This window comes from Croceibacter atlanticus HTCC2559, assembly GCF_000196315.1.
Taxonomy (GTDB): domain Bacteria; phylum Bacteroidota; class Bacteroidia; order Flavobacteriales; family Flavobacteriaceae; genus Croceibacter; species Croceibacter atlanticus.
Genome location: NC_014230.1, coordinates 1,020,778 through 1,038,931 on the forward strand (window position 1 = coordinate 1,020,778; position 18,154 = coordinate 1,038,931).

Annotated in this window: 16 protein-coding genes; 9 read left to right on the forward strand and 7 right to left on the reverse strand. The window is 34.8% G+C overall.

Annotated features, from left to right (window positions below):
- Window positions 1-6 precede the first annotated feature (6 nt).
- From CA2559_RS04520 to CA2559_RS04530, 3 genes are all read right to left on the reverse strand, one after another.
- Complete coding sequence (locus CA2559_RS04520; RefSeq protein ID WP_013186665.1) at window positions 7-939, reverse strand: PorP/SprF family type IX secretion system membrane protein; 933 nt, start codon at window positions 937-939, stop codon at window positions 7-9.
- 35 nt (window positions 940-974) lie between these two features.
- Window positions 975-5,015, reverse strand: coding sequence for a gliding motility-associated C-terminal domain-containing protein (locus tag CA2559_RS04525; protein ID WP_083798857.1), 4,041 nt, complete (start codon window positions 5,013-5,015; stop codon window positions 975-977).
- 305 nt (window positions 5,016-5,320) lie between these two features.
- Window positions 5,321-6,295 (reverse strand): endonuclease/exonuclease/phosphatase family protein, encoded by a 975-nt coding sequence (locus tag CA2559_RS04530; protein ID WP_013186667.1) that lies wholly within the window; start codon window positions 6,293-6,295, stop codon window positions 5,321-5,323.
- 129 nt (window positions 6,296-6,424) lie between these two features.
- Between CA2559_RS04530 and hflX the strand changes: the two genes are divergently transcribed.
- Window positions 6,425-7,648, forward strand: a complete 1,224-nt coding sequence (gene hflX / locus CA2559_RS04535; protein ID WP_013186668.1) for a GTPase HflX — start codon at window positions 6,425-6,427, stop codon at window positions 7,646-7,648.
- Window positions 7,649-7,743: 95 nt separating this feature from the next.
- Here the strand turns inward: hflX and CA2559_RS04540 are convergent, their stop codons facing one another.
- The 3 genes from CA2559_RS04540 to leuS form a co-directional block, all read right to left on the reverse strand.
- A complete protein-coding gene (locus tag CA2559_RS04540) occupies window positions 7,744-8,430 on the reverse strand; it encodes a zinc metallopeptidase (RefSeq protein ID WP_041240914.1) in 687 nt (228 codons plus the stop codon).
- A gap of 86 nt (window positions 8,431-8,516) precedes the next feature.
- Window positions 8,517-8,906, reverse strand: a complete 390-nt coding sequence (locus CA2559_RS04545; RefSeq protein WP_013186670.1) for a DUF1801 domain-containing protein — start codon at window positions 8,904-8,906, stop codon at window positions 8,517-8,519.
- Window positions 8,907-9,054: 148 nt separating this feature from the next.
- Complete coding sequence (gene leuS, locus CA2559_RS04550; protein ID WP_013186671.1) at window positions 9,055-11,889, reverse strand: leucine--tRNA ligase; 2,835 nt, start codon at window positions 11,887-11,889, stop codon at window positions 9,055-9,057.
- Window positions 11,890-12,051: 162 nt separating this feature from the next.
- Here leuS and CA2559_RS04555 point away from each other — a divergent pair, with 162 nt between their 5' ends.
- From CA2559_RS04555 to CA2559_RS04575, 5 genes are all read left to right on the forward strand, one after another.
- Window positions 12,052-12,936 (forward strand): cell division protein FtsX, encoded by an 885-nt coding sequence (locus CA2559_RS04555; protein WP_013186672.1) that lies wholly within the window; start codon window positions 12,052-12,054, stop codon window positions 12,934-12,936.
- A 131-nt stretch (window positions 12,937-13,067) separates the two neighbouring features.
- Window positions 13,068-13,328, forward strand: a complete 261-nt coding sequence (locus CA2559_RS04560) for a DUF3098 domain-containing protein (protein ID WP_013186673.1) — start codon at window positions 13,068-13,070, stop codon at window positions 13,326-13,328.
- Window positions 13,329-13,344: 16 nt separating this feature from the next.
- Window positions 13,345-14,139: an undecaprenyl-diphosphate phosphatase gene (locus tag CA2559_RS04565; RefSeq protein ID WP_013186674.1), complete on the forward strand. Its 795-nt coding sequence runs from the start codon at window positions 13,345-13,347 to the stop codon at window positions 14,137-14,139.
- A 41-nt stretch (window positions 14,140-14,180) separates the two neighbouring features.
- Window positions 14,181-14,897 (forward strand): tRNA pseudouridine(55) synthase TruB, encoded by a 717-nt coding sequence (truB, locus tag CA2559_RS04570; protein ID WP_013186675.1) that lies wholly within the window; start codon window positions 14,181-14,183, stop codon window positions 14,895-14,897.
- Between the two features lie 110 nt (window positions 14,898-15,007).
- Complete coding sequence (locus CA2559_RS04575) at window positions 15,008-15,631, forward strand: hypothetical protein (protein ID WP_013186676.1); 624 nt, start codon at window positions 15,008-15,010, stop codon at window positions 15,629-15,631.
- On the opposite strand, the gene CA2559_RS04580 is transcribed toward CA2559_RS04575, so the two are convergent.
- Window positions 15,632-16,255, reverse strand: a complete 624-nt coding sequence (locus CA2559_RS04580) for a thioredoxin family protein (RefSeq protein WP_013186677.1) — start codon at window positions 16,253-16,255, stop codon at window positions 15,632-15,634.
- 66 nt (window positions 16,256-16,321) lie between these two features.
- Here CA2559_RS04580 and CA2559_RS04585 point away from each other — a divergent pair, with 66 nt between their 5' ends.
- The 3 genes from CA2559_RS04585 to CA2559_RS13535 are packed head-to-tail and all read left to right on the forward strand — an operon-like array spanning window position 16,322 to window position 18,152.
- Window positions 16,322-16,891: a DNA-3-methyladenine glycosylase I gene (locus tag CA2559_RS04585; protein ID WP_013186678.1), complete on the forward strand. Its 570-nt coding sequence runs from the start codon at window positions 16,322-16,324 to the stop codon at window positions 16,889-16,891.
- The gene (locus CA2559_RS04590; RefSeq protein ID WP_013186679.1) at window positions 16,892-17,476 is read left to right on the forward strand and encodes a hypothetical protein; all 585 of its coding nucleotides are present in this window, start codon (window positions 16,892-16,894) and stop codon (window positions 17,474-17,476) included.
- A complete protein-coding gene (locus CA2559_RS13535; protein WP_013186680.1) occupies window positions 17,457-18,152 on the forward strand; it encodes a DUF2490 domain-containing protein in 696 nt (231 codons plus the stop codon). The genes CA2559_RS04590 and CA2559_RS13535 overlap by 20 nt, the downstream gene beginning before the upstream one ends.
- The last annotated feature ends 2 nt before the right edge of the window (window positions 18,153-18,154 follow it).

An 18,154-nucleotide genomic window follows, 5' to 3' on the forward strand; every position in this document is an offset into this window, starting at 1 on the left:
GAGGGTTTAGAAATAACGTGGAGAACGGAATGTTTTCTTGTTAAAGAATACATCAAAAATTACCATAGCTTCAAAAGATGAAGGTGCATAGTCACCTATGTCTGACAATACGTAGTCATAGGCAAATCCTAATTGAACCCAATCTGTAGCTCTTATGTTAATAAGACCACTAACGGCATCTTCTAAACGGTATGAAGCTCCAATTTCTAATCTGTCGTACATTAAAAAGTTTGCATTTACATCAAAAGACACAGGAGCATCAAATGCTGTTTTTACTAAAGCAGATGGTTTAAATTTTAGGTTTTCAGAAACTTGAAACACATATCCTGCAGTTGCAAATAAGTGCTCAACCTCATTACCTAATTCTAGGTCGTTTCCATTTTCATTAATTTCTAAATGAGTAGCATTTAAAAAGTTAGGGATGGAAGCACCTACATACCAATTGTCTCCATATAATAAGAAACCAGCACCAAAATTAGCAAATGTTTCATTTGAGTTTTGTGAAAATGCTTGATCGTTATTGTCTTGAGAGTTGTTACCAACATCTATAAGTCCTACATCGTGAAATGTAGCACCTGCTTTAACACCAAATGCTAATTTGGTAGTTGCTCCTAAATCTAAGCGATAAGAAAAGTCTGCATAAACGTTAGTTTCTTTTACAGGACCATTTTCATCTGCAATTGCAGAAAGACCTAATCCTGTTTTTTCTCCAACAGGTGAGTGTGCAAAGAAAGTAAATGTTTTTGGTGCGCCTCTAAAGCCACTCCATTGGTCTCTATATAAAACACCAACATTTAAGTTTTCTTTTATACCAGCATATGCTGGGTTTACAACACTCATGTTGTACATGTATTGGGTGTATTGTGGGTCTTGTTGAGCTGTTGCAAACTGACTTGCAAACAGCAGAACAAAACTCGAAATTACCAGTAGTTTTTTCATAGTGAAATAATATAAAATTTTTGGTTCTAGTTAGTTTAGTTAGCGTTACGGTTTAGGTAAATCCATCCCGTTTGCATATCTCCAAATACAGGGTCTGCACCATTAAGCTTAATTACATAATAGTATGTTCCTGTTGGTAACTTGTCCCCATTATCAGATTGGCCACACCAGTCTGCAACGTAATTGTTTTTCTTGAACACAGATCTTCCGTGACGGTTAAACAACTCTAATGATGTAATTCCTGTTCTTTCAGATAAGAATTCTAAATCTAAACAGTCATTAAATCCTGGAGTAGTGTCTGGTGAAATTCCTTGAGAGATTCTACAGTTATCTATTTCATAACGCTGTACATCTATAGCGTTGCTACCTGTACAAGATCCTTTTGAAACGACTACGTAAACTCCTCTAGGAGATTGCGGGTCTGATGGTATTTCAATAGTTAGAGTATCATTAGTTTCTCCAGTTAATGGTGTACCATCTTCCTCAAACCATTGGTAAGTTACGCCAGACTCACTTGCAACTGCAGTAAGAGTAATGTTGTCTCCGCCGCAACCAAATACAGTGTCTTCTCCACTGTTTATTTGAACAGTTATATCATCTCTTAAGTTTAATGTTACATTATCTGAACTGCTACAAGCTCCTGCAGTAACTACAACTGTATAGTTACCATCTTCTATAGCTTCTAGAGTTGCGTTGGTTTCTCCAAAAATAACAGTACCATTTAAAGACCACTCAAAAGTTACATCTGCAACATTATAGTTACTAGGTGTTGCATCTAAAACCTCAGGAGTTTCAAAACAAGTTTCAAAATTCTCTCCTAATTCAATTGCTGGTGCCTCACCTTCTGTAATTGTAACAGAATCTGTAGATGTACATTCTCCAGAAGTAACAGTAACGCTATACGTACCTAAGTCTGTAGTTGATAGTGTAGCATCTGTTTCTCCAGTTAATACTGTACCATCTAAAGACCACTCGAATGTCGAGTCTGCTACATCATAATTACTTGGTGTAGCGTCTAAAATTTCTGGTGTTAGGAAACAAGATGTGAAGTCTGCACCAAGGTCAACAGCAGGAGCATCTCCTTGTTGAATAGTAATAGAGTCTGTTGCTGTACAAGTTCCTGTAGTAACAACAACACTGTAAACTCCTGTTTGAGATATCGTAAGAGTAGCATCTGTTTCTGCAGCTAATACATTGCCATCTAAAGACCACTCGAACGTTGTGTCTGCTACATCATAATTTGAAGGTGTAGCATCTAAAACAGCAGTGTCTACAAAACAGCTGTTAAAATCTACTCCTAAATCTACATCTGGAGCAACTCCATTTGTTATAGTAATAGAATCTGTGTCTACACAATTTCCAACTGTAACTGTAACTGCGTAAACTCCTACAGAGGTTATATCTAAAGTTGCGTTAGTTTCTCCTGTTAATACACTTCCATCTAATGTCCACTCAAAAGTTGCGTCTGCAACATCGTGATTAGAAGGTGTAGCATCTAACATTTCTGGAGTAATAAAACAAGTTGAGTAATCATCTCCTAAATCAAAAACTGGAGATTCACCATCATTAATAGTAATAGTATCTGTAGTTGAACAAGTTCCTAAACTTACAATTACAGAGTAAGTACCATTTTCTGTAGCAGAAAGAGTAGCATCTGTTTCATCTGTAAGTAATGTGCCATTTAAAGACCAAGCAAAAGTTACATCTGCTGGAGCATAATTAGAAGGTGTTGCATCTAAAACAAATGGATCTACAAGACAAGATGCAAAATCTTCACCTAAATCTACTATAGGAGCTTCACCATCTGCGATAGTAATTTCATCTGTAGATTCACAAGCACCAACAGTAACTAAAACAGAATATATACCATTTTGAGTAGCTGAAAGTGTAGGGTTAGTTTCTGCTGTTAAAACAGTACCATCTAAAGACCATTCATATGTTGCATCTGCAGGATCATAATTAGAAGGTGTTGCATCTAAAACAACAGGGTCTACTAAACAAGATGCAAAATCTTCACCAAGATCGATCATAGGTAGATCACCAGGCGTAATAGTAAGTGTATCAGATTCAGAACAAGCTCCTAATGCTGTAACTGTTACGGTATATGTACCTAGTTGTGTTGCAGAAAGAGTAGCATCTGTTTCAGTTAATAATTCATTACCATCTAAAAACCACTGGAAAGTCACATCTGTAAGTGGATAGTTACTTGGCGTAGCATCTAATATTGCTGGAGTTTCTAAACAAGAGCTTATGTCTGCTCCAAGATCAAACAATGGAGTTGTTGCCACTGTAATACTTTCTGTAAGAGAACAAGAATCTACAGTAACTGTTACTGTGTAAGTTCCGGGATCTGTCACGGTAATTGTAGGTGTAGTTTCAGATGTACTCCATTCATAAGTAGGTGTGCTCATTGAACTGTTGTTAGAAACAGTAGCGGTTAAATCTGTACTGCCAACAAAACAACCATCTGTAGCATCACTTGTAACTTCTAAATCAAAATCTGCATTTAATGTTACAGTAACGTCATCTGTAACCACATTTGGTGTACCATCACAATTAAAGTAAGTTGTAGAGGCAGTATATGTAGTAGTTTGTGTTGGTGTTACAGTTAATTCTAAATCTGTACCAACAACGTTTCCGTCTTCATCTTGCCACTCAAAGATATAAGCACTGTCTCCAGCGTAGCTAAATCTGTACAGTTCGTTTTGAGCTTCCCAAGCACCACCATTTCTGTCAGCTGGAGCAAAACCGATAGTACCATCTGCATTTTGAATACCCGCAATAGCAAACCCATCATTCCAAGCTGTACAAACTGGCTTGTCTACAAGGTTAATATCTATAACATTGGAAGATTCATAAAGTATAATTTGTTGCGTTGTTTCAAAGTTGCTACAAGAACCACTGAAGTGAACAACATCTGTATAGTTAATTACAAATTGTCTAGAAGGAGCAGATCCTAAAATAGTATACTGTATTTGTGTAGGATCTCCAGAAATTGCTGGATTAATATCGTGCCAAGCACCCATAATAGAGTTTACAGGAATGTCTGGACTTGGTATTGCGTCTCCAGCATCTATGTTCCAAGGGCAAAATGCGCCTGCTTCATCTAAATCGAAAGTTACAAGACCATTTGCACCAATAAGTATTTGACTATAAGTTTCACCAAAGAAACAGAAATCGAAACCAAGATCGATTACTTCAGACCAACGGTCATCAATTGTTAAGTTAGTTGGTGTACCATCTCCACCAGTTGGAGGTAAAATACATCCGTCTAGTTCATTAATATCATAGTTTTGAAGGTCTATACCGTTAGCATGAACATTTGCAGTAAGTGTTACTTCTGGGCTAGGGCACACCACTTCTAAATCTTCACCAGCGTATACTATAGAACACTCGTTAGGTGGCGGTGGACATAAGAAAGATAAGGGCTCACTAATTTCAACACAATTAGGGTCTTCACTAGCGGCAGTTATAATTACTTCGTCTGATGCAGCAAATGGTCCAAGAACCACAGTACCAACATCATTTAAAATTTCTCCTGCACCACCAAGGTTATCAGATATATTTAAAGAGCTTATGCTACCAAAATCTGAAACGTTTACCTCTACACTATATTCAAAGTTGTCACAATTTCCATTAACAACATTAAAATCAATAGTAGGAGCTATACACGTTTGACAGCCAATTTCAAAATTCCACTCATCTTGAGAACCACTTGAACAACTTACAGACGAGTCTGACTGTATTTGTAGGGTGATAGTGTCTCCTGTAGAAGTCCAGGTAAAACCTGACAAATCTCCTGAGTTACCATAAGGGTTGTCTTCATTAAGATTTGTACCGTCTGTATCTAAGACTAATACTTCGTCAAAAGTTTGTTCTGTTTCTCCACTTATAAAGGTAAGTGTTAAGGGGAAACCATCGTTGCTTTGAAATACTAATTGGGTGTTGTCGCTATTTCCGTAACAATAGGTTTGGGAAACCGTTCCAGCACTACAATCAATAATTGTTTGTCCAAAGGTCATAACTGGAAATGTTATGGCTAATACAAACAATAGAAAAGGTAATTTTTTCATCATTTATCTTATAATTTGTTATGAAGTCGTGAATATATATAATTCATCAGGAATACTAAACCTTTGTTAACATTTTAACTGTACATATTTTATGTAATTTGAATGATTTGATAATAATATGACAATTAAATAACAATATTTATGAGAATAGTTAAATTTGAACCACCTTAAAATCGTAATATTATCATAAAATTTAGTTAATATTAGGTTTAATATTTTTTTCATATTTCTATAAAAAACCTGTTTTAACCGATAAAGAAATACTGAAAGTGTAAGTGAATTTTAAGTGTTTCTTACATACTATTGCATTATTCTAATTTTTCTAATGTTACGTAAACCGGAAAATGATCACTATATCCACCTGTATAGTTTCTGCCACCAAAAGTTCTATGTGGTGTTCCTTTATACTTTCCATGCCGTTGTTTTAAAAACTCCGGATCATATATTGAGGCACTCTTAAAGTTTAATTTTTTCTTTTGATATTTTAAAAATGAGTGACTTATAATAACTTGATCAAACAAGTTCCAATGTCCTTTGTATTTAGTGGTTCCTTTAGATTTTGTGAGAAGCGTTTCCATAGGGTTATACAAACCAAACTCAATTAAGCTTTTAATTGAATTATCATGTGGGTCATCATTAAAATCTCCCATAACAATAAATCGTTGATTGGGTTGCTCTTTAGATAGCGCTCTTAAAATAGCCTTATTTTTAGATGCAGCATTTACTCTTTTATACTCTGTAAGACCAGAACCGTCTCTCCTTGAGGGCCAATGATTAACTAAAAAAGTAATTTGCTCCTGTAGTAATGTACAAGAAACTTGTAATATGTCTCTTGTAAAGTCTCTAATGCCCTCAGGAGTTTCAATATACAGCTCGTGTGATTTAGATTGAGTAATGTTAACGTAGTTTTTCCTATAAAGTAAAGCCGTGTCTATGCCACGTTCGTCTGGAGAGTTGTAATGAACAAAGTCATATTTAAGAGAACTCAAGGCTTCTGTATTAACAAGGTCTTTCAATACTTTTTTATTTTCAACTTCAGCTAGGCCAATAATTAATGGCGGATGCTTGTGTGTATCTGAAGTGCCAATTGAAGCGATAACCTTGGCAATTTTATTTAACTTTTTCTCATACCTGTTTTGATCCCATTTTCTATCTGAGGTTGGTATAAAATCGGTATCTAAAATATTGGTGTCTTGTATGTGGTCAAATAAATTTTCAACATTATAAAAGGCAATGGTATATAGAGATTTTTTCTTTTTCTTAAAAAAGTTAGGTAGCTTCATCTGCAGTTTCAGTTTATAATTTAAAAATACAATTTCCCAACAGTAATCTTGTGTAAGCCTATGGGATTATCTAATACTAGTTAATATTCATTTTTATTTAGCAAATCTGATATTTTGTATCTTTGTAAGATGCTAGAAAAGAATACAACAGAATATGAAAGTGCTGTCCTCATAGGTGTCATCACCCAATTGCAGGACGAAGAGCAATCTAAAGAATATCTTGACGAGTTAGAGTTTTTAACCTATACGGCTGGAGGTGAAGTGCTAAAGCGTTTTACTCAGAAATTAGAACATCCTAACCCTAAGACATTTATAAATAGTGGTAAGTTAGAAACTGTAAGACAGTTTATTGAAGAACACGAAGTAGGTTCTGCCATTTTTGATGATGAATTGTCTCCTGCACAGCAAAAAAATTTAGAACGCATTTTAAAATGTAAAGTTGTAGATAGAACGTATCTCATCTTAGACATTTTTGCACAGCGCGCTACAACCAGTTATGCTCGTACTCAAGTAGAGTTGGCACAATATGAATATTTACTGCCTAGATTAGTAGGATTGTGGACACACCTTGAAAGACAACGTGGTGGTATTGGTATGCGTGGTCCTGGTGAAACAGAGATTGAAACAGATAGACGTATAGTACGCGATAAGATCTCACTTTTAAAGAACAAGATTAAGAAGATAGATAAGCAAATGGAAGTTCAACGTGGTAATCGCGGCCAATTGGTACGCGTTGCTTTGGTGGGATATACAAATGTTGGAAAATCTACCTTAATGAATGCAATTAGTAAAAGTGAGGTGTTTGCAGAAAACAAACTTTTTGCAACATTAGATACCACTGTGCGAAAAGTAGTAATAAGAAACCTTCCGTTCTTGTTAACAGATACTGTTGGGTTTATTAGAAAACTCCCTACACAGTTAGTCGAGTCATTTAAATCTACATTAGATGAAGTTAGAGAGGCAGACTTGCTGTTGCATGTTGTTGATATTTCTCATCATAATTTTGAAGAGCATATTGCATCTGTAAATCAGATTTTAGATGAAATAGATAGTGCAGATAAACCGTCTATTATGGTCTTTAATAAAATTGACGCCTATGAGCCAGAAACCATAGATGAAGACGATTTAGATACAGAGAAAACTACAAAGCACAATACTTTAGAAGATTGGAAGAAAACTTGGATGAACAGAACCGAGTATGGTTCTCTCTTTATATCTGCATTAAATAAAGATAACTTTGATGAACTGCGTAAAACAGTTTATAATGCAGTTAGAGAAATACATGTTACTCGTTTTCCTTACAACAGTTTTTTATACCCAGAATATGATGATGATTTTAACGAGCAGCAGTAAATAGCACTTAAACTGAATCTGTAGCTGAAAGGCAGAATAAAAAAGCAGAAGCATTAATAAATGCTTCTGCTTTTTTTAATTTATAACGTTATATACTAGTCTCTACCTAAGTAAATACTAATAAAATATAGTAGCGTAGCTAAAGATCCTACTGCAGCAACTACATAAGTTCTTGCGGCCCATTTTAATGCATCCTTACTACCAGATAATTCTTGTTGAGTTACAATGTTTTCTCGCTCAAGCCAAGCTAATGCTCTGTTACTAGCGTCATACTCTACTGGTAGTGTAATAAAGCTAAATAACGTTCCCATAGCAAACATAATAATACCTACTAAAAGTAAAGTATTACCAAATGCGGTTGTTGCAGCTAATACTAAACCTCCCATAATTACCCATTGAGAATATTTAGAAGCAATACTTACCATTGGCACCAACTTACTACGCATGGTTAACCAAGAATATGCTTTAGCGTGTTGTACTGCGTGTCCTACTTCGTGAGCAGAAACTGCTGCTGCTGCTGCATTGCGTTGAGAGTAAACACCTTCACTAAGATTTACAGTTTTATTACTTGGGTTGTAATGATCTGTTAGCATTCCTGGTGTCGAAATTACTTTTACATCTGTTATGCCATGATCTGCTAACATACGTTCAGCAATCTCTGCACCACTCATTCCATTTTGTAAATGTACTTTAGAGTAGGTTTTAAATTTTGTCTTTAATTTGTTGCTCACGTACCAGCTTACTAGCATAATAAGTCCCGCGAGTATATAATAGCCCATCATAGGTTCTAAGTTTTAATTGATTAAATATACAGAATAGATAGCAAATTATTTGCCAATATGAAGTTAAGGCAAAATGGCAGTTTCAATTAATCGAGACGTTCAAGTTTTCCTTTTCGTTTTATTATGTTTTTATAGTCCCATTGAATATCTTCAGCTTTTTTTAGCCAGTGTTTAATGTCTTCAGCATCAATCTGGTCAACAGTATTATAGGTAATTTCTGAAGCTTTAAAGGTGCCAGTTGCTTTTAGATTGGGTTCTTCAAAAGATTGTCCGCTCCAAAACATTAAACGCAAACCACGCTTCAATTTTCCATACCCAACAATAGGGTTACCATTAATAAACCAAACCGGATGTGCATGCCATATTTTAGATTCGGTATAGTTAAGATTCATGTCAATAATATGAGCAAGCTTGTCACAAATAGCATCGTAAGGCGCTTCTTTAGCGCTGTTGAATGTTTTTATTTCGGATTTCATAGACACTAATTTATCGCTTAATTATTATTATTTCAAGCAACGATACGGAATCTTTTAAGTAGATTTTTTTACTTGACGCAGATTCTGAATCAAGTTCAGAATGACAAGAAAAAAGACTAATTTCTATTCGTAATTCCTGATATCTAGCTTACCCAACAATGTTTACAATCTTTCCTGGAACTACAATAACTTTTTTAGGGGTTCTGCCATCTAGGTATCCTGCTGTTTTCTCGTGTGCCATTACTGCTTTTTCTATGTCATCTTTACTAAGGTCTAATGGTAACTCCATAGTAAATCTCATTTTTCCATTAAAAGAAATAGGATAGGCTTTGCTACTTTCTACCAAATGTTTTTCTTCAAATTTTGGAAATTCTGCAGTAGCTATAGAAGTGCTGTGCCCTAGTTTTTCCCACAACTCTTCTGCAATATGAGGTGCATAAGGTGAAATTAAAACTGCCAATGGTTCAAGAATAGCTCTCGAATTACATTTTTGAGATGATAATTCATTTACAGCAATCATAAACGTAGAAACCGATGTATTAAAGCTGAAATTCTCAATATCCTCTTCAACTTTTTTGATGGTTTTATGAAGAGTTTTTAAACTTTCTTTATTTGGTTCTGCATCTGTCACTTCAAAGTTCTCGCCGTTATGATATAGTTTCCATAATTTCTTTAAGAACGAGTGCACACCTGTTATACCAGCTGTATTCCAAGGCTTGGCTTGCTCAAGCGGACCTAAAAACATCTCATATAATCTTAATGTATCTGCACCATATTGTGCACAGATATCATCTGGATTAACAACGTTGTATTTAGATTTAGACATTTTTTCAACTTCGTGACCAACTATATATTTATTGTCTTCTAATATAAATTCAGCATCTTTAAACTCTGGTCTCCAAGCTTTAAATGCTTCAAGGTCCAATTCGCTTGAAGCGTTTACCATACTAACATCTGCATGTATTGGCTGAACGTTCTCATCACCAATTAAATTTTTAGAAATAAATACATTGGTCTCTTCTTTTCTATAAACAAAAGCACTTGTCCCCAAAATCATTCCTTGATTAATCAACTTCTTGGCAAATTCTTTTACAGGAACTGCTTTGATGTCATACAGGAATTTTGTCCAAAAACGTGCATATAGCAGGTGACCTGTAGCGTGTTCGCTACCACCAATGTATAAATCTACCTCTTGCCAGTAGTTCATAGCATCTTTGCTGGCAAAGGTTTCGTTGCGCATTGCTTTTTCCATATATCTAAAGAAATACCATGAACTTCCAGCCCAACCTGGCATTGTATTTAATTCTAATGGAAATACAGTGTCACTATTTACTAAGTCATTACTTACAACTTGGGCATTTTCTGTGTTCCAAGCCCAAACATCTGCACGACCTAAAGGTGGCTCGCCTTCTTCTGTAGGTAAATATTTTTCTACTTCAGGTAGAGTGATAGGCAAATGCTTCTCTTCAATCATTTGAGGAATGCCATTCTTATAATATACAGGAAATGGTTCTCCCCAATAACGTTGACGGCTAAATACCGCATCACGTAATCTATAATTGGTTTGTCCTTGCCCAGATCCTTGTTCCTCTAATTTATAAATAGCCAATTTCATTGCCTTTTTGTACGGCAAATCATTTAAAAAGTTAGAATTGGTAATTATAGTTTTTTCTTTATCTGCAAAGGCTTCTTCAGAAACATCAACATCCTTAAAAATGTTTACAATTGGTGTCATACCTTCTTGTCCCGCAAAATGATTGGCAAAATCATAATCACGTTGGTCACCACAAGGTACCGCCATTACAGCACCTGTACCGTAACCTGCTAAAACGTAATCACCAATCCAGATGGCAACCGGTTCTTTAGTGAATGGGTGCTCTGCATAAGCTCCTGTAAATACACCACTAATGGTTTTCACATCGGCCATACGCTCACGTTCACTTCGCTTTGCAGTCTTTTCTATATAAGCTTCAACAGCGTCTTTTTGTTTTGGTGTAGTTAATTTTGCTACTAACTCGTGTTCTGGAGCTAATGTCATAAACGTCACACCAAAAATGGTATCTGGACGTGTTGTGAACACGCCTATTTTTTCATTGTGCCCTTTTACTTTAAAATCTACGTGGGCACCAATCGATTTTCCAATCCAATTGCGTTGTGACTCCTTAAGTGGTTCTGGCCAATCTATATCATTTAAATCTTGTAATAGACGTTCAGCATAGGCTGAAATTCGCATACTCCATTGTGTCATTTTTTTACGAACAACAGGAAAGCCACCACGTTCTGAAACACCATTGACGATTTCGTCGTTAGCGAGAACAGTTCCTAATTCTGGACACCAGTTCACTTCACTTTCAGCTAAATAGGTAAGGCGATATTTTAGTAGAATATCTGCTTGTTCTTTTTCAGAATAGTTGCTCCATTCTTCAGCAGAAAATGTTTCAGTGTCTGCATCGCAAACGGCATTTACATTAGAGTTACCTTCAGTTTCAAATCGCTTGATAAGGCTTTCAATAGATTCAGCTTTATCAGAATCATTGTCATAATAGTGATTAAACAGTTCAGTAAAAATCCATTGCGTCCACTTATAGAATTCTGGTTCGCTTGTTCTTAACTCTCTACTCCAGTCAAAAGAAAATCCTATCTGGTCTAATTGGCGACGGTAGGTTTTTATATTTTCTTCTGTAGTAATTCTTGGGTGTTGTCCTGTTTGTATAGCATATTGCTCTGCAGGCAAACCAAATGAATCATAACCTTGTGGGTGTAATACATTAAATCCTTTATGACGTTTGTATCGCGCATAAATATCACTTGCAATATACCCAAGAGGATGCCCTACGTGTAAGCCAGCACCACTAGGATAAGGAAACATATCTAGCACATAGTACTTTGGCTTCTCGCTAGTATTACTAGCGTGAAATGTACCGTTCTTGGACCAATACTGTTGCCATTTTTTTTCAATCTCGTTAAAGTGGTAATTGCTCATTTGTGATGTGTATGCTGTTAAACCTATTTTTAATAAATAGATGTCTGATAATTAGATTTTGAAGCTGCAAAAATAACATTAATGTACGACAACGTAAACTTTGAACGTTGTTAGTTAAGCAGAACCGATTTCTTTAGTATTTTTACCAAAACAAACCTACAAATGGCTCGCAAATCGTCTTTTGAACGTTATCAAAAACGCCGCTTGATTACGTCCTACTTTTCAGTGGTAATTAGTATCTCTCTTGTCCTATTTTTATTAGGATTGCTAGGTCTTTTAGTTTTAAACACTAAAAAGGTAGCAGATCACTTTAAGGAACAAATTGCATTAACTATTTACTTAAAAGATAATGCCAAGGATGTAGAGATTAAACAACTGCAAAAGAGTTTAGCGCTTGCAGAGTATACTAAATCTGCCACATTTGTAAGCAAAGAAGAAGCAGCACAACAACATAGCCAAGATATTGGTGAAAATTTTATGGATTTCTTGGGCTACAACCCTTTACAGAATAGTATAGATGTTTTTATGAATGCCGATTATGTAACGTCTGAAAGAATTGAAGAAATTTCAACAGAGATTACTGCTAAAGATTTTGTTGATGAAGTTACCTATGACAAGCCTTTAATTTCATTATTAAATGATAACGTAAAACGAGTTACATTTTGGGTTTTGGTAATAAGCGGCATATTTACTTTTATTGCTGTATTACTTATAAATAGCTCTATTAGGCTTTCGGTATATAGTAAACGTTTTACTATTAAAACTATGCAAATGGTTGGTGCTACTAAACGTTTTATACGAAGACCGTTTATATGGAAGAGTGTAAGATTAGGAATGCTTGGCGCATTTTTGGCACTTTGTGGTATGGCGGCAATTTTATATTACTTAAACGAGAGCTTTCCAGAATTAAATATTTTGAGCGATCCAATTTTAGTTGGCGCTTTATTTTTGGGTGTGTTTGTTGTAGGTATAATAATCACTTGGATTTCTACGTTTTTTGCAACACAGCGTTTCTTAAACTTAAAGACAGATGAGCTGTATTATTAAGTAGTTACCTTTTAAAATTTGGTATATCGCTTTATATAGTTCTAAGAGATAAATATGTTACTTTGCAGCTTATAAATACTTTTTTACACAAAGGGTTATAAACGCTAAAAGAGTACTGAAATTTAATAATTATGGGAGAACAAAAACGAAAAGAACAACGCGAACCTAAGTTTATCTTTACAAAGAAAAACTATCAGGTTATGGCTATTGGCCTTGGTGTTATTGCTTTAGGGTTTATCTTAATGTCTGGTGGTGGCAGCGATGATCCAGATGTGTTTAACCCAGAAATTTATAACTTCAGACGCATACGTTTAGCGCCATTTTTAGTCTTATTAGGTTTTGGGATTGAGGTGTATGCAATCCTTTTAAACCCAAATAAAAAGAAAAAATAAGCGTTAAAATTTACTTATGAGCGAATTAGACGCACTCTTACTTGGTATTATACAAGGTCTTACAGAATTTTTGCCCGTATCTTCTAGTGGGCATTTAGAATTAGGAAAAGCAATTTTAGGTGACACAAGTTTACCAAGTGAATCTTTGTTGTTTACCGTAGTAGTTCATTTTGCAACTGCACTAAGTACTATTGTTGTTTACAGAAAAGACATTTTAGATATTTTAAAAGGCTTGTTTCAATTTAAATGGAATGACGATTTAAAGTTCTCCTTAAAAATTATTTTATCAATGATACCTGCTGCTGTGGTAGGTGTTCTCTTTGATGAGGAGATTGAAGCTTTATTTAATGGCAATATCTTGTTTGTAGGCTTTATGCTTATTGTAACAGCCTTGTTATTATGGTTGGCAGACAAAGCTAAAGACACCAATAAGAATGTCTCTTTTCCAAATGCATTAACTATAGGAATTTCTCAAGCAATAGCTATTTTACCTGGAATTTCAAGAAGTGGTGCAACCATATCAACAGCGGTACTACTAGGAATAGACAAAACCAAAGCAGCTCGATTTTCTTTCTTAATGGTAGTGCCATTAATCTTAGGTAAAATTGCGAAAGACATTATGAGTGGAGACATAACAACTACGTCTTCAAATAATTTGGTCTTAATTATTGGCTTTATATCTGCGTTTGTAGCAGGTCTTGTTGCGTGTACCTGGATGATAAAATTAGTTAAGAAAAGTAAACTGTCTTATTTTGCTATCTATTGCCTTGTTGTAGGTTTAATAGCAATTGGCGTTGCCTATTTTCAATAGTATTTTTTAAGAATTCTTACCTTTGAAACTCAAATTTTCACATGTCTCAAAGTCAATTTTCTGCAGAAAAATTTAAAGAAGGTCAAGTTCTTTTACTTGATAAACCCTTAGAGTGGACCTCTTTTCAAGTGGTGAACAAAGTGCGTTGGATGATTAGAAAATCCTGCGATATTAAAAAGATAAAAGTAGGTCATGCAGGAACGTTAGATCCATTAGCAACGGGATTGCTACTTATCTGTACTGGAAAGTTTACCAAAACCATTAATGAGTTAATGGGACAGGAAAAAGAATATACTGGCACAATTACTTTAGGTGCAACCACTCCTAGTTATGATCTTGAAACAGTGGTTAATGAAAACTTTGATATATCTCACATCACGGCAGATTTAATACACAACACTACAGCCCAATTTACCGGTGATATTTTACAACAGCCACCTATATTTTCAGCATTAAAAAAAGATGGCGTTCGTCTTTACGAACACGCGAGAAAAGGTGAAACTGTGGATATTCCTAAAAGGCAAGTACATATTTCAGCATTCGAAATAACCAATATCGATATGCCAAATGTAGAGTTTAGAGTAACGTGTAGTAAAGGGACTTATATTAGGAGCTTGGCTAATGATTTTGGAAAGGCATTACAATCTGGAGGACATCTTAGTGTGTTAAGACGTACTAAAATAGGGGACTTTAACGTTAATGACGCGTTAAAAATAGAAGATTTTGCACGGTTATTGCCTGATTTTGAGGAGAATTAGTGTTTTTAAGAATTATATTTACACACTTGAATTTAACGAACTCACATAAAGCCCTTTTATTGTCCATAGCATTTGTGGGCGTATTAATAATTGCATTGTTCAGTTTTAAAATGAACCAGGAACAAAAGCAAAAAGAATTACTTATGGAGTTAGATATAGAAGAACAATTAGCTCAAATTAAAGAGCAGGAAGAACTACCTCCAAAACCACAAACAACTAAAATCACAAAGTCTGTTACCAATGAAGCGTTTAACGAAAGCGAGCAAGTTACAGATGAAGATTTTGAAAGTAGGATGCAAGACATTATTGAGCGTAATGCAGAACAACGTGAAGCTTTAGAAAGCTCTAACTCTTCAGGTTCTGCAGATTTAGATAGTGGTCAAGGCAATGCTAAAGAAACTAGTAAGCCAATCTCTAAAGCAGATGCAAAGCAGACAACTTCTAAATATAAAAGTAACAGAAGAAGTAATATTTCTTATTACTTACCTACTAGAGACAAAATTAAGATACCTAACCCAATATACACGTGTGATCAAGAAGGTACTGTTGTTATAAATATTACTGTAAATGAATACGGGTTGGTTACAAAAACAGACTATAATAGGTCTCAATCAACGACTAGTAACGGGTGTTTGGTAGATGAAGCATTATATTATGCAGAACGTGCTCGGTTTAGTGAAGACGCTTCAAAAGACAATCAAAAAGGTACAATTACGTACCAATTTCAGAATTAATTAAGCTAAAATAATCTTGGGCTCCAAAAGCGTTAAGAAGTCGTTTATTATAGTTTCTCCTTTATCTTTATTATACCAAACCTGTAAGTGCTCTTTAAATTCAGGATCTAAAGCACCGTGTAACGCTTTGTAGTCTGCTACCATTTTTGTGGCAACAGATGGTCTTGGTCCCCAATCTGCATCAATACTATCTGTAGCTTCATTATATAAAATAACCTTTGGAATTGCCTTCCCACCATTGGTTAAGAAACAGCTCATAAGTTCAGGATGTTCATCTCTTAGTACAATCTTTAAGTTGAAATTAGAATTGAGTTCCACAATTTTTTGAATTACAGGTAAAATTTGAGCAGCATCTCCACACCAACCTTCAGTAATAACTAAAAACGTAATAGGTGTTTTAAAGGCTTCAAATTTTTGCTGTGCCTTTTCAGAAATTTTAATGGTCTTACCAAGACGCTTCATACGTCTGTCATTTAACACGCTGTAATCTAACAATGCTTCAGTTTGTTCATTTCCTGTAGACTTGTTTTGAAGTATTAAGTTAGACACCAATGTTCTATAAGTGTCATAAGACATTCCTGTTTTTAAACTTTCTTTTACTATTTGAAGCACTGCTGAACTCATAATCACTAATTTTTATAATCTGTCGGTAAGCCTTATTTTTACTTACTCACAATTTATAATAAAGATATGGAAAAGCATCGCTGTGGTTGGTGTATAGGAGATCCTTTGTATGAGGCTTATCACGATTTAGAATGGGGTGTTCCTTTGTATGACGAAGACCAGTTGTTTGAGTTTCTTATCCTAGAAACATTTCAAGCGGGTTTAAGTTGGATAACCATCCTTAGAAAGCGTGAAAATTTTAGGGCTGCATTTCAAAACTTTGATTATAAAAAAATAGCGCAATATAACTCAACAGACATTGAGCGTCTTATGGCAGATGCTGGTATTGTAAGAAACAGATTGAAAATAAAGGCCACCATAACTAATGCCCAACAATTTATGAAGGTGCAAGATGAGTTTGGTAGCTTTTCAAAATACATTTGGGGTTTTGTAAACCATAAGCCAATACAAAATGCCGTTAAGCATTATAAAGAAGCACCAGCAAACACACCTTTAAGCGATACTATAAGTAAAGATTTAAAACAACGCGGATTTAAATTTGTAGGTTCAACCGTAATTTATGCACATATGCAAGCCACAGGAATGGTGAATGATCACGAGGTTAATTGTTTTAGGTATAACGAAGTTAAATTATAAATGAATACAATGTATAAATATGCGTTATATACAGTTGTTTTCTTTTTAACGGCTACAGGATTTAGCCAAGTTAAAAAAGAATACGAGAAACGTATTTCTGATGCTGACTTTCCTGCTGAAGCTTTGTCGTTAATCTCACCATTTAAAAAAGAATTTAATCGACTTAAATACTACAAAGAATTTGATGGCGACAACCAAAGTTTTGAAGCTAAGTTTAAATATGAAAGTAGTCATTATAGCGCAGAGTTTAATAATGAAGGTAAATTAGAGGATGTTGAGCTTAAGCTCTCAAAAAATAAACTTCCAAAAGCACTTTGGGAAGCAATTAAATTAAATTTAGACTCCAACTACGAACGTTGGAAGCTAGAGAAACTACAATGCCAGTACAACCATATAAATAACCCAAAAGAAACTTTAGAAAAAGCATTAAATAAAACTCAAACTAAACAAGAAAACTATGAGTTAATAGTTGCTATAAAACAAAAAGGGAAGCTTAAAAAAATGGAGATTCTTTTTAATGCAAGAGGCGAAGTTTTAAACCGTAGAGATATACTAAGACGTTCTTATGATTTCCTTATTTTCTAAAGTATTACTAGGTGTGTTTTTATGTCTTGGCTTTTTGGGCACAGCTCAAGATGGTACAACGCTATTAAATCAATCTTCAATTAAACTCAATATAAAAACAGAAACGCGTTGGTCTTATAATTTTGGCACAGAATATAGAACCTTATTAACCGAGTCTATTGGTAATTCACCATTAAAGTTTGATAGTCAACATGTAGAGTTTTCTCATAATACAAGTTATGAGGTAGGCTTTTATGCAACTCTAAGTTTAGGGGTAATGTATAGATTTAGAAATCCTTTTGAAGCTAATAAAGGGAATGAGCTTAGAGTGTCTCAACAATATAGCTACGCAAAACCTTTTAATGCTATTAGGATAGGTCATCGCATAAAGGTAGATGAGCGTATTTATGATAGCGAAACTGTTATTAGAACTCGATATAGGATTGCTTTAGATGCACCACTAAGTGGTTTAAAATTAGATACGAAAGAATTTTATGGTGTAATATCAACCGAAGCTCTGTCAAGTTTTAGTGAGAAAGCGAAACCAGAAATAGACCAACGTTTTACTTTAGGGTTGGGCTATCAGCTTTATAAGAATATGAAGTTACAAGGTGATATTGAATATAGGTTTGAAAATTATTTTAATACTACAGAACAACGCATGTTTCTAAATTTAGGGCTTATAGTCTCAATGTAATA

What these genes read in the sequence shown, in the direction of transcription:
- CA2559_RS04530 (WP_013186667.1), bottom strand. Translation starts at nt 6,295, where the DNA reads ATGAAGCTACCTAACTTTTTTAAGAAAAAGAAAAAATCTCTATATACC.
- CA2559_RS04580 (WP_013186677.1), bottom strand. Translation starts at nt 16,255, where the DNA reads ATGAGTTCAGCAGTGCTTCAAATAGTAAAAGAAAGTTTAAAAACAGGA.
- CA2559_RS04520 (WP_013186665.1), bottom strand. Translation starts at nt 939, where the DNA reads ATGAAAAAACTACTGGTAATTTCGAGTTTTGTTCTGCTGTTTGCAAGT.
- CA2559_RS04590 (WP_013186679.1), top strand. Translation starts at nt 16,892, where the DNA reads ATGAATACAATGTATAAATATGCGTTATATACAGTTGTTTTCTTTTTA.
- CA2559_RS04525 (WP_083798857.1), bottom strand. Translation starts at nt 5,015, where the DNA reads ATGATGAAAAAATTACCTTTTCTATTGTTTGTATTAGCCATAACATTT.
- CA2559_RS04545 (WP_013186670.1), bottom strand. Translation starts at nt 8,906, where the DNA reads ATGAAATCCGAAATAAAAACATTCAACAGCGCTAAAGAAGCGCCTTAC.
- CA2559_RS04555 (WP_013186672.1), top strand. Translation starts at nt 12,052, where the DNA reads ATGGCTCGCAAATCGTCTTTTGAACGTTATCAAAAACGCCGCTTGATT.
- leuS (WP_013186671.1), bottom strand. Translation starts at nt 11,889, where the DNA reads ATGAGCAATTACCACTTTAACGAGATTGAAAAAAAATGGCAACAGTAT.
- CA2559_RS13535 (WP_013186680.1), top strand. Translation starts at nt 17,457, where the DNA reads ATGATTTCCTTATTTTCTAAAGTATTACTAGGTGTGTTTTTATGTCTT.
- CA2559_RS04540 (WP_041240914.1), bottom strand. Translation starts at nt 8,430, where the DNA reads ATGATGGGCTATTATATACTCGCGGGACTTATTATGCTAGTAAGCTGG.
- truB (WP_013186675.1), top strand. Translation starts at nt 14,181, where the DNA reads ATGTCTCAAAGTCAATTTTCTGCAGAAAAATTTAAAGAAGGTCAAGTT.
- CA2559_RS04585 (WP_013186678.1), top strand. Translation starts at nt 16,322, where the DNA reads ATGGAAAAGCATCGCTGTGGTTGGTGTATAGGAGATCCTTTGTATGAG.
- CA2559_RS04560 (WP_013186673.1), top strand. Translation starts at nt 13,068, where the DNA reads ATGGGAGAACAAAAACGAAAAGAACAACGCGAACCTAAGTTTATCTTT.
- hflX (WP_013186668.1), top strand. Translation starts at nt 6,425, where the DNA reads ATGCTAGAAAAGAATACAACAGAATATGAAAGTGCTGTCCTCATAGGT.
- CA2559_RS04575 (WP_013186676.1), top strand. Translation starts at nt 15,008, where the DNA reads ATGAACCAGGAACAAAAGCAAAAAGAATTACTTATGGAGTTAGATATA.
- CA2559_RS04565 (WP_013186674.1), top strand. Translation starts at nt 13,345, where the DNA reads ATGAGCGAATTAGACGCACTCTTACTTGGTATTATACAAGGTCTTACA.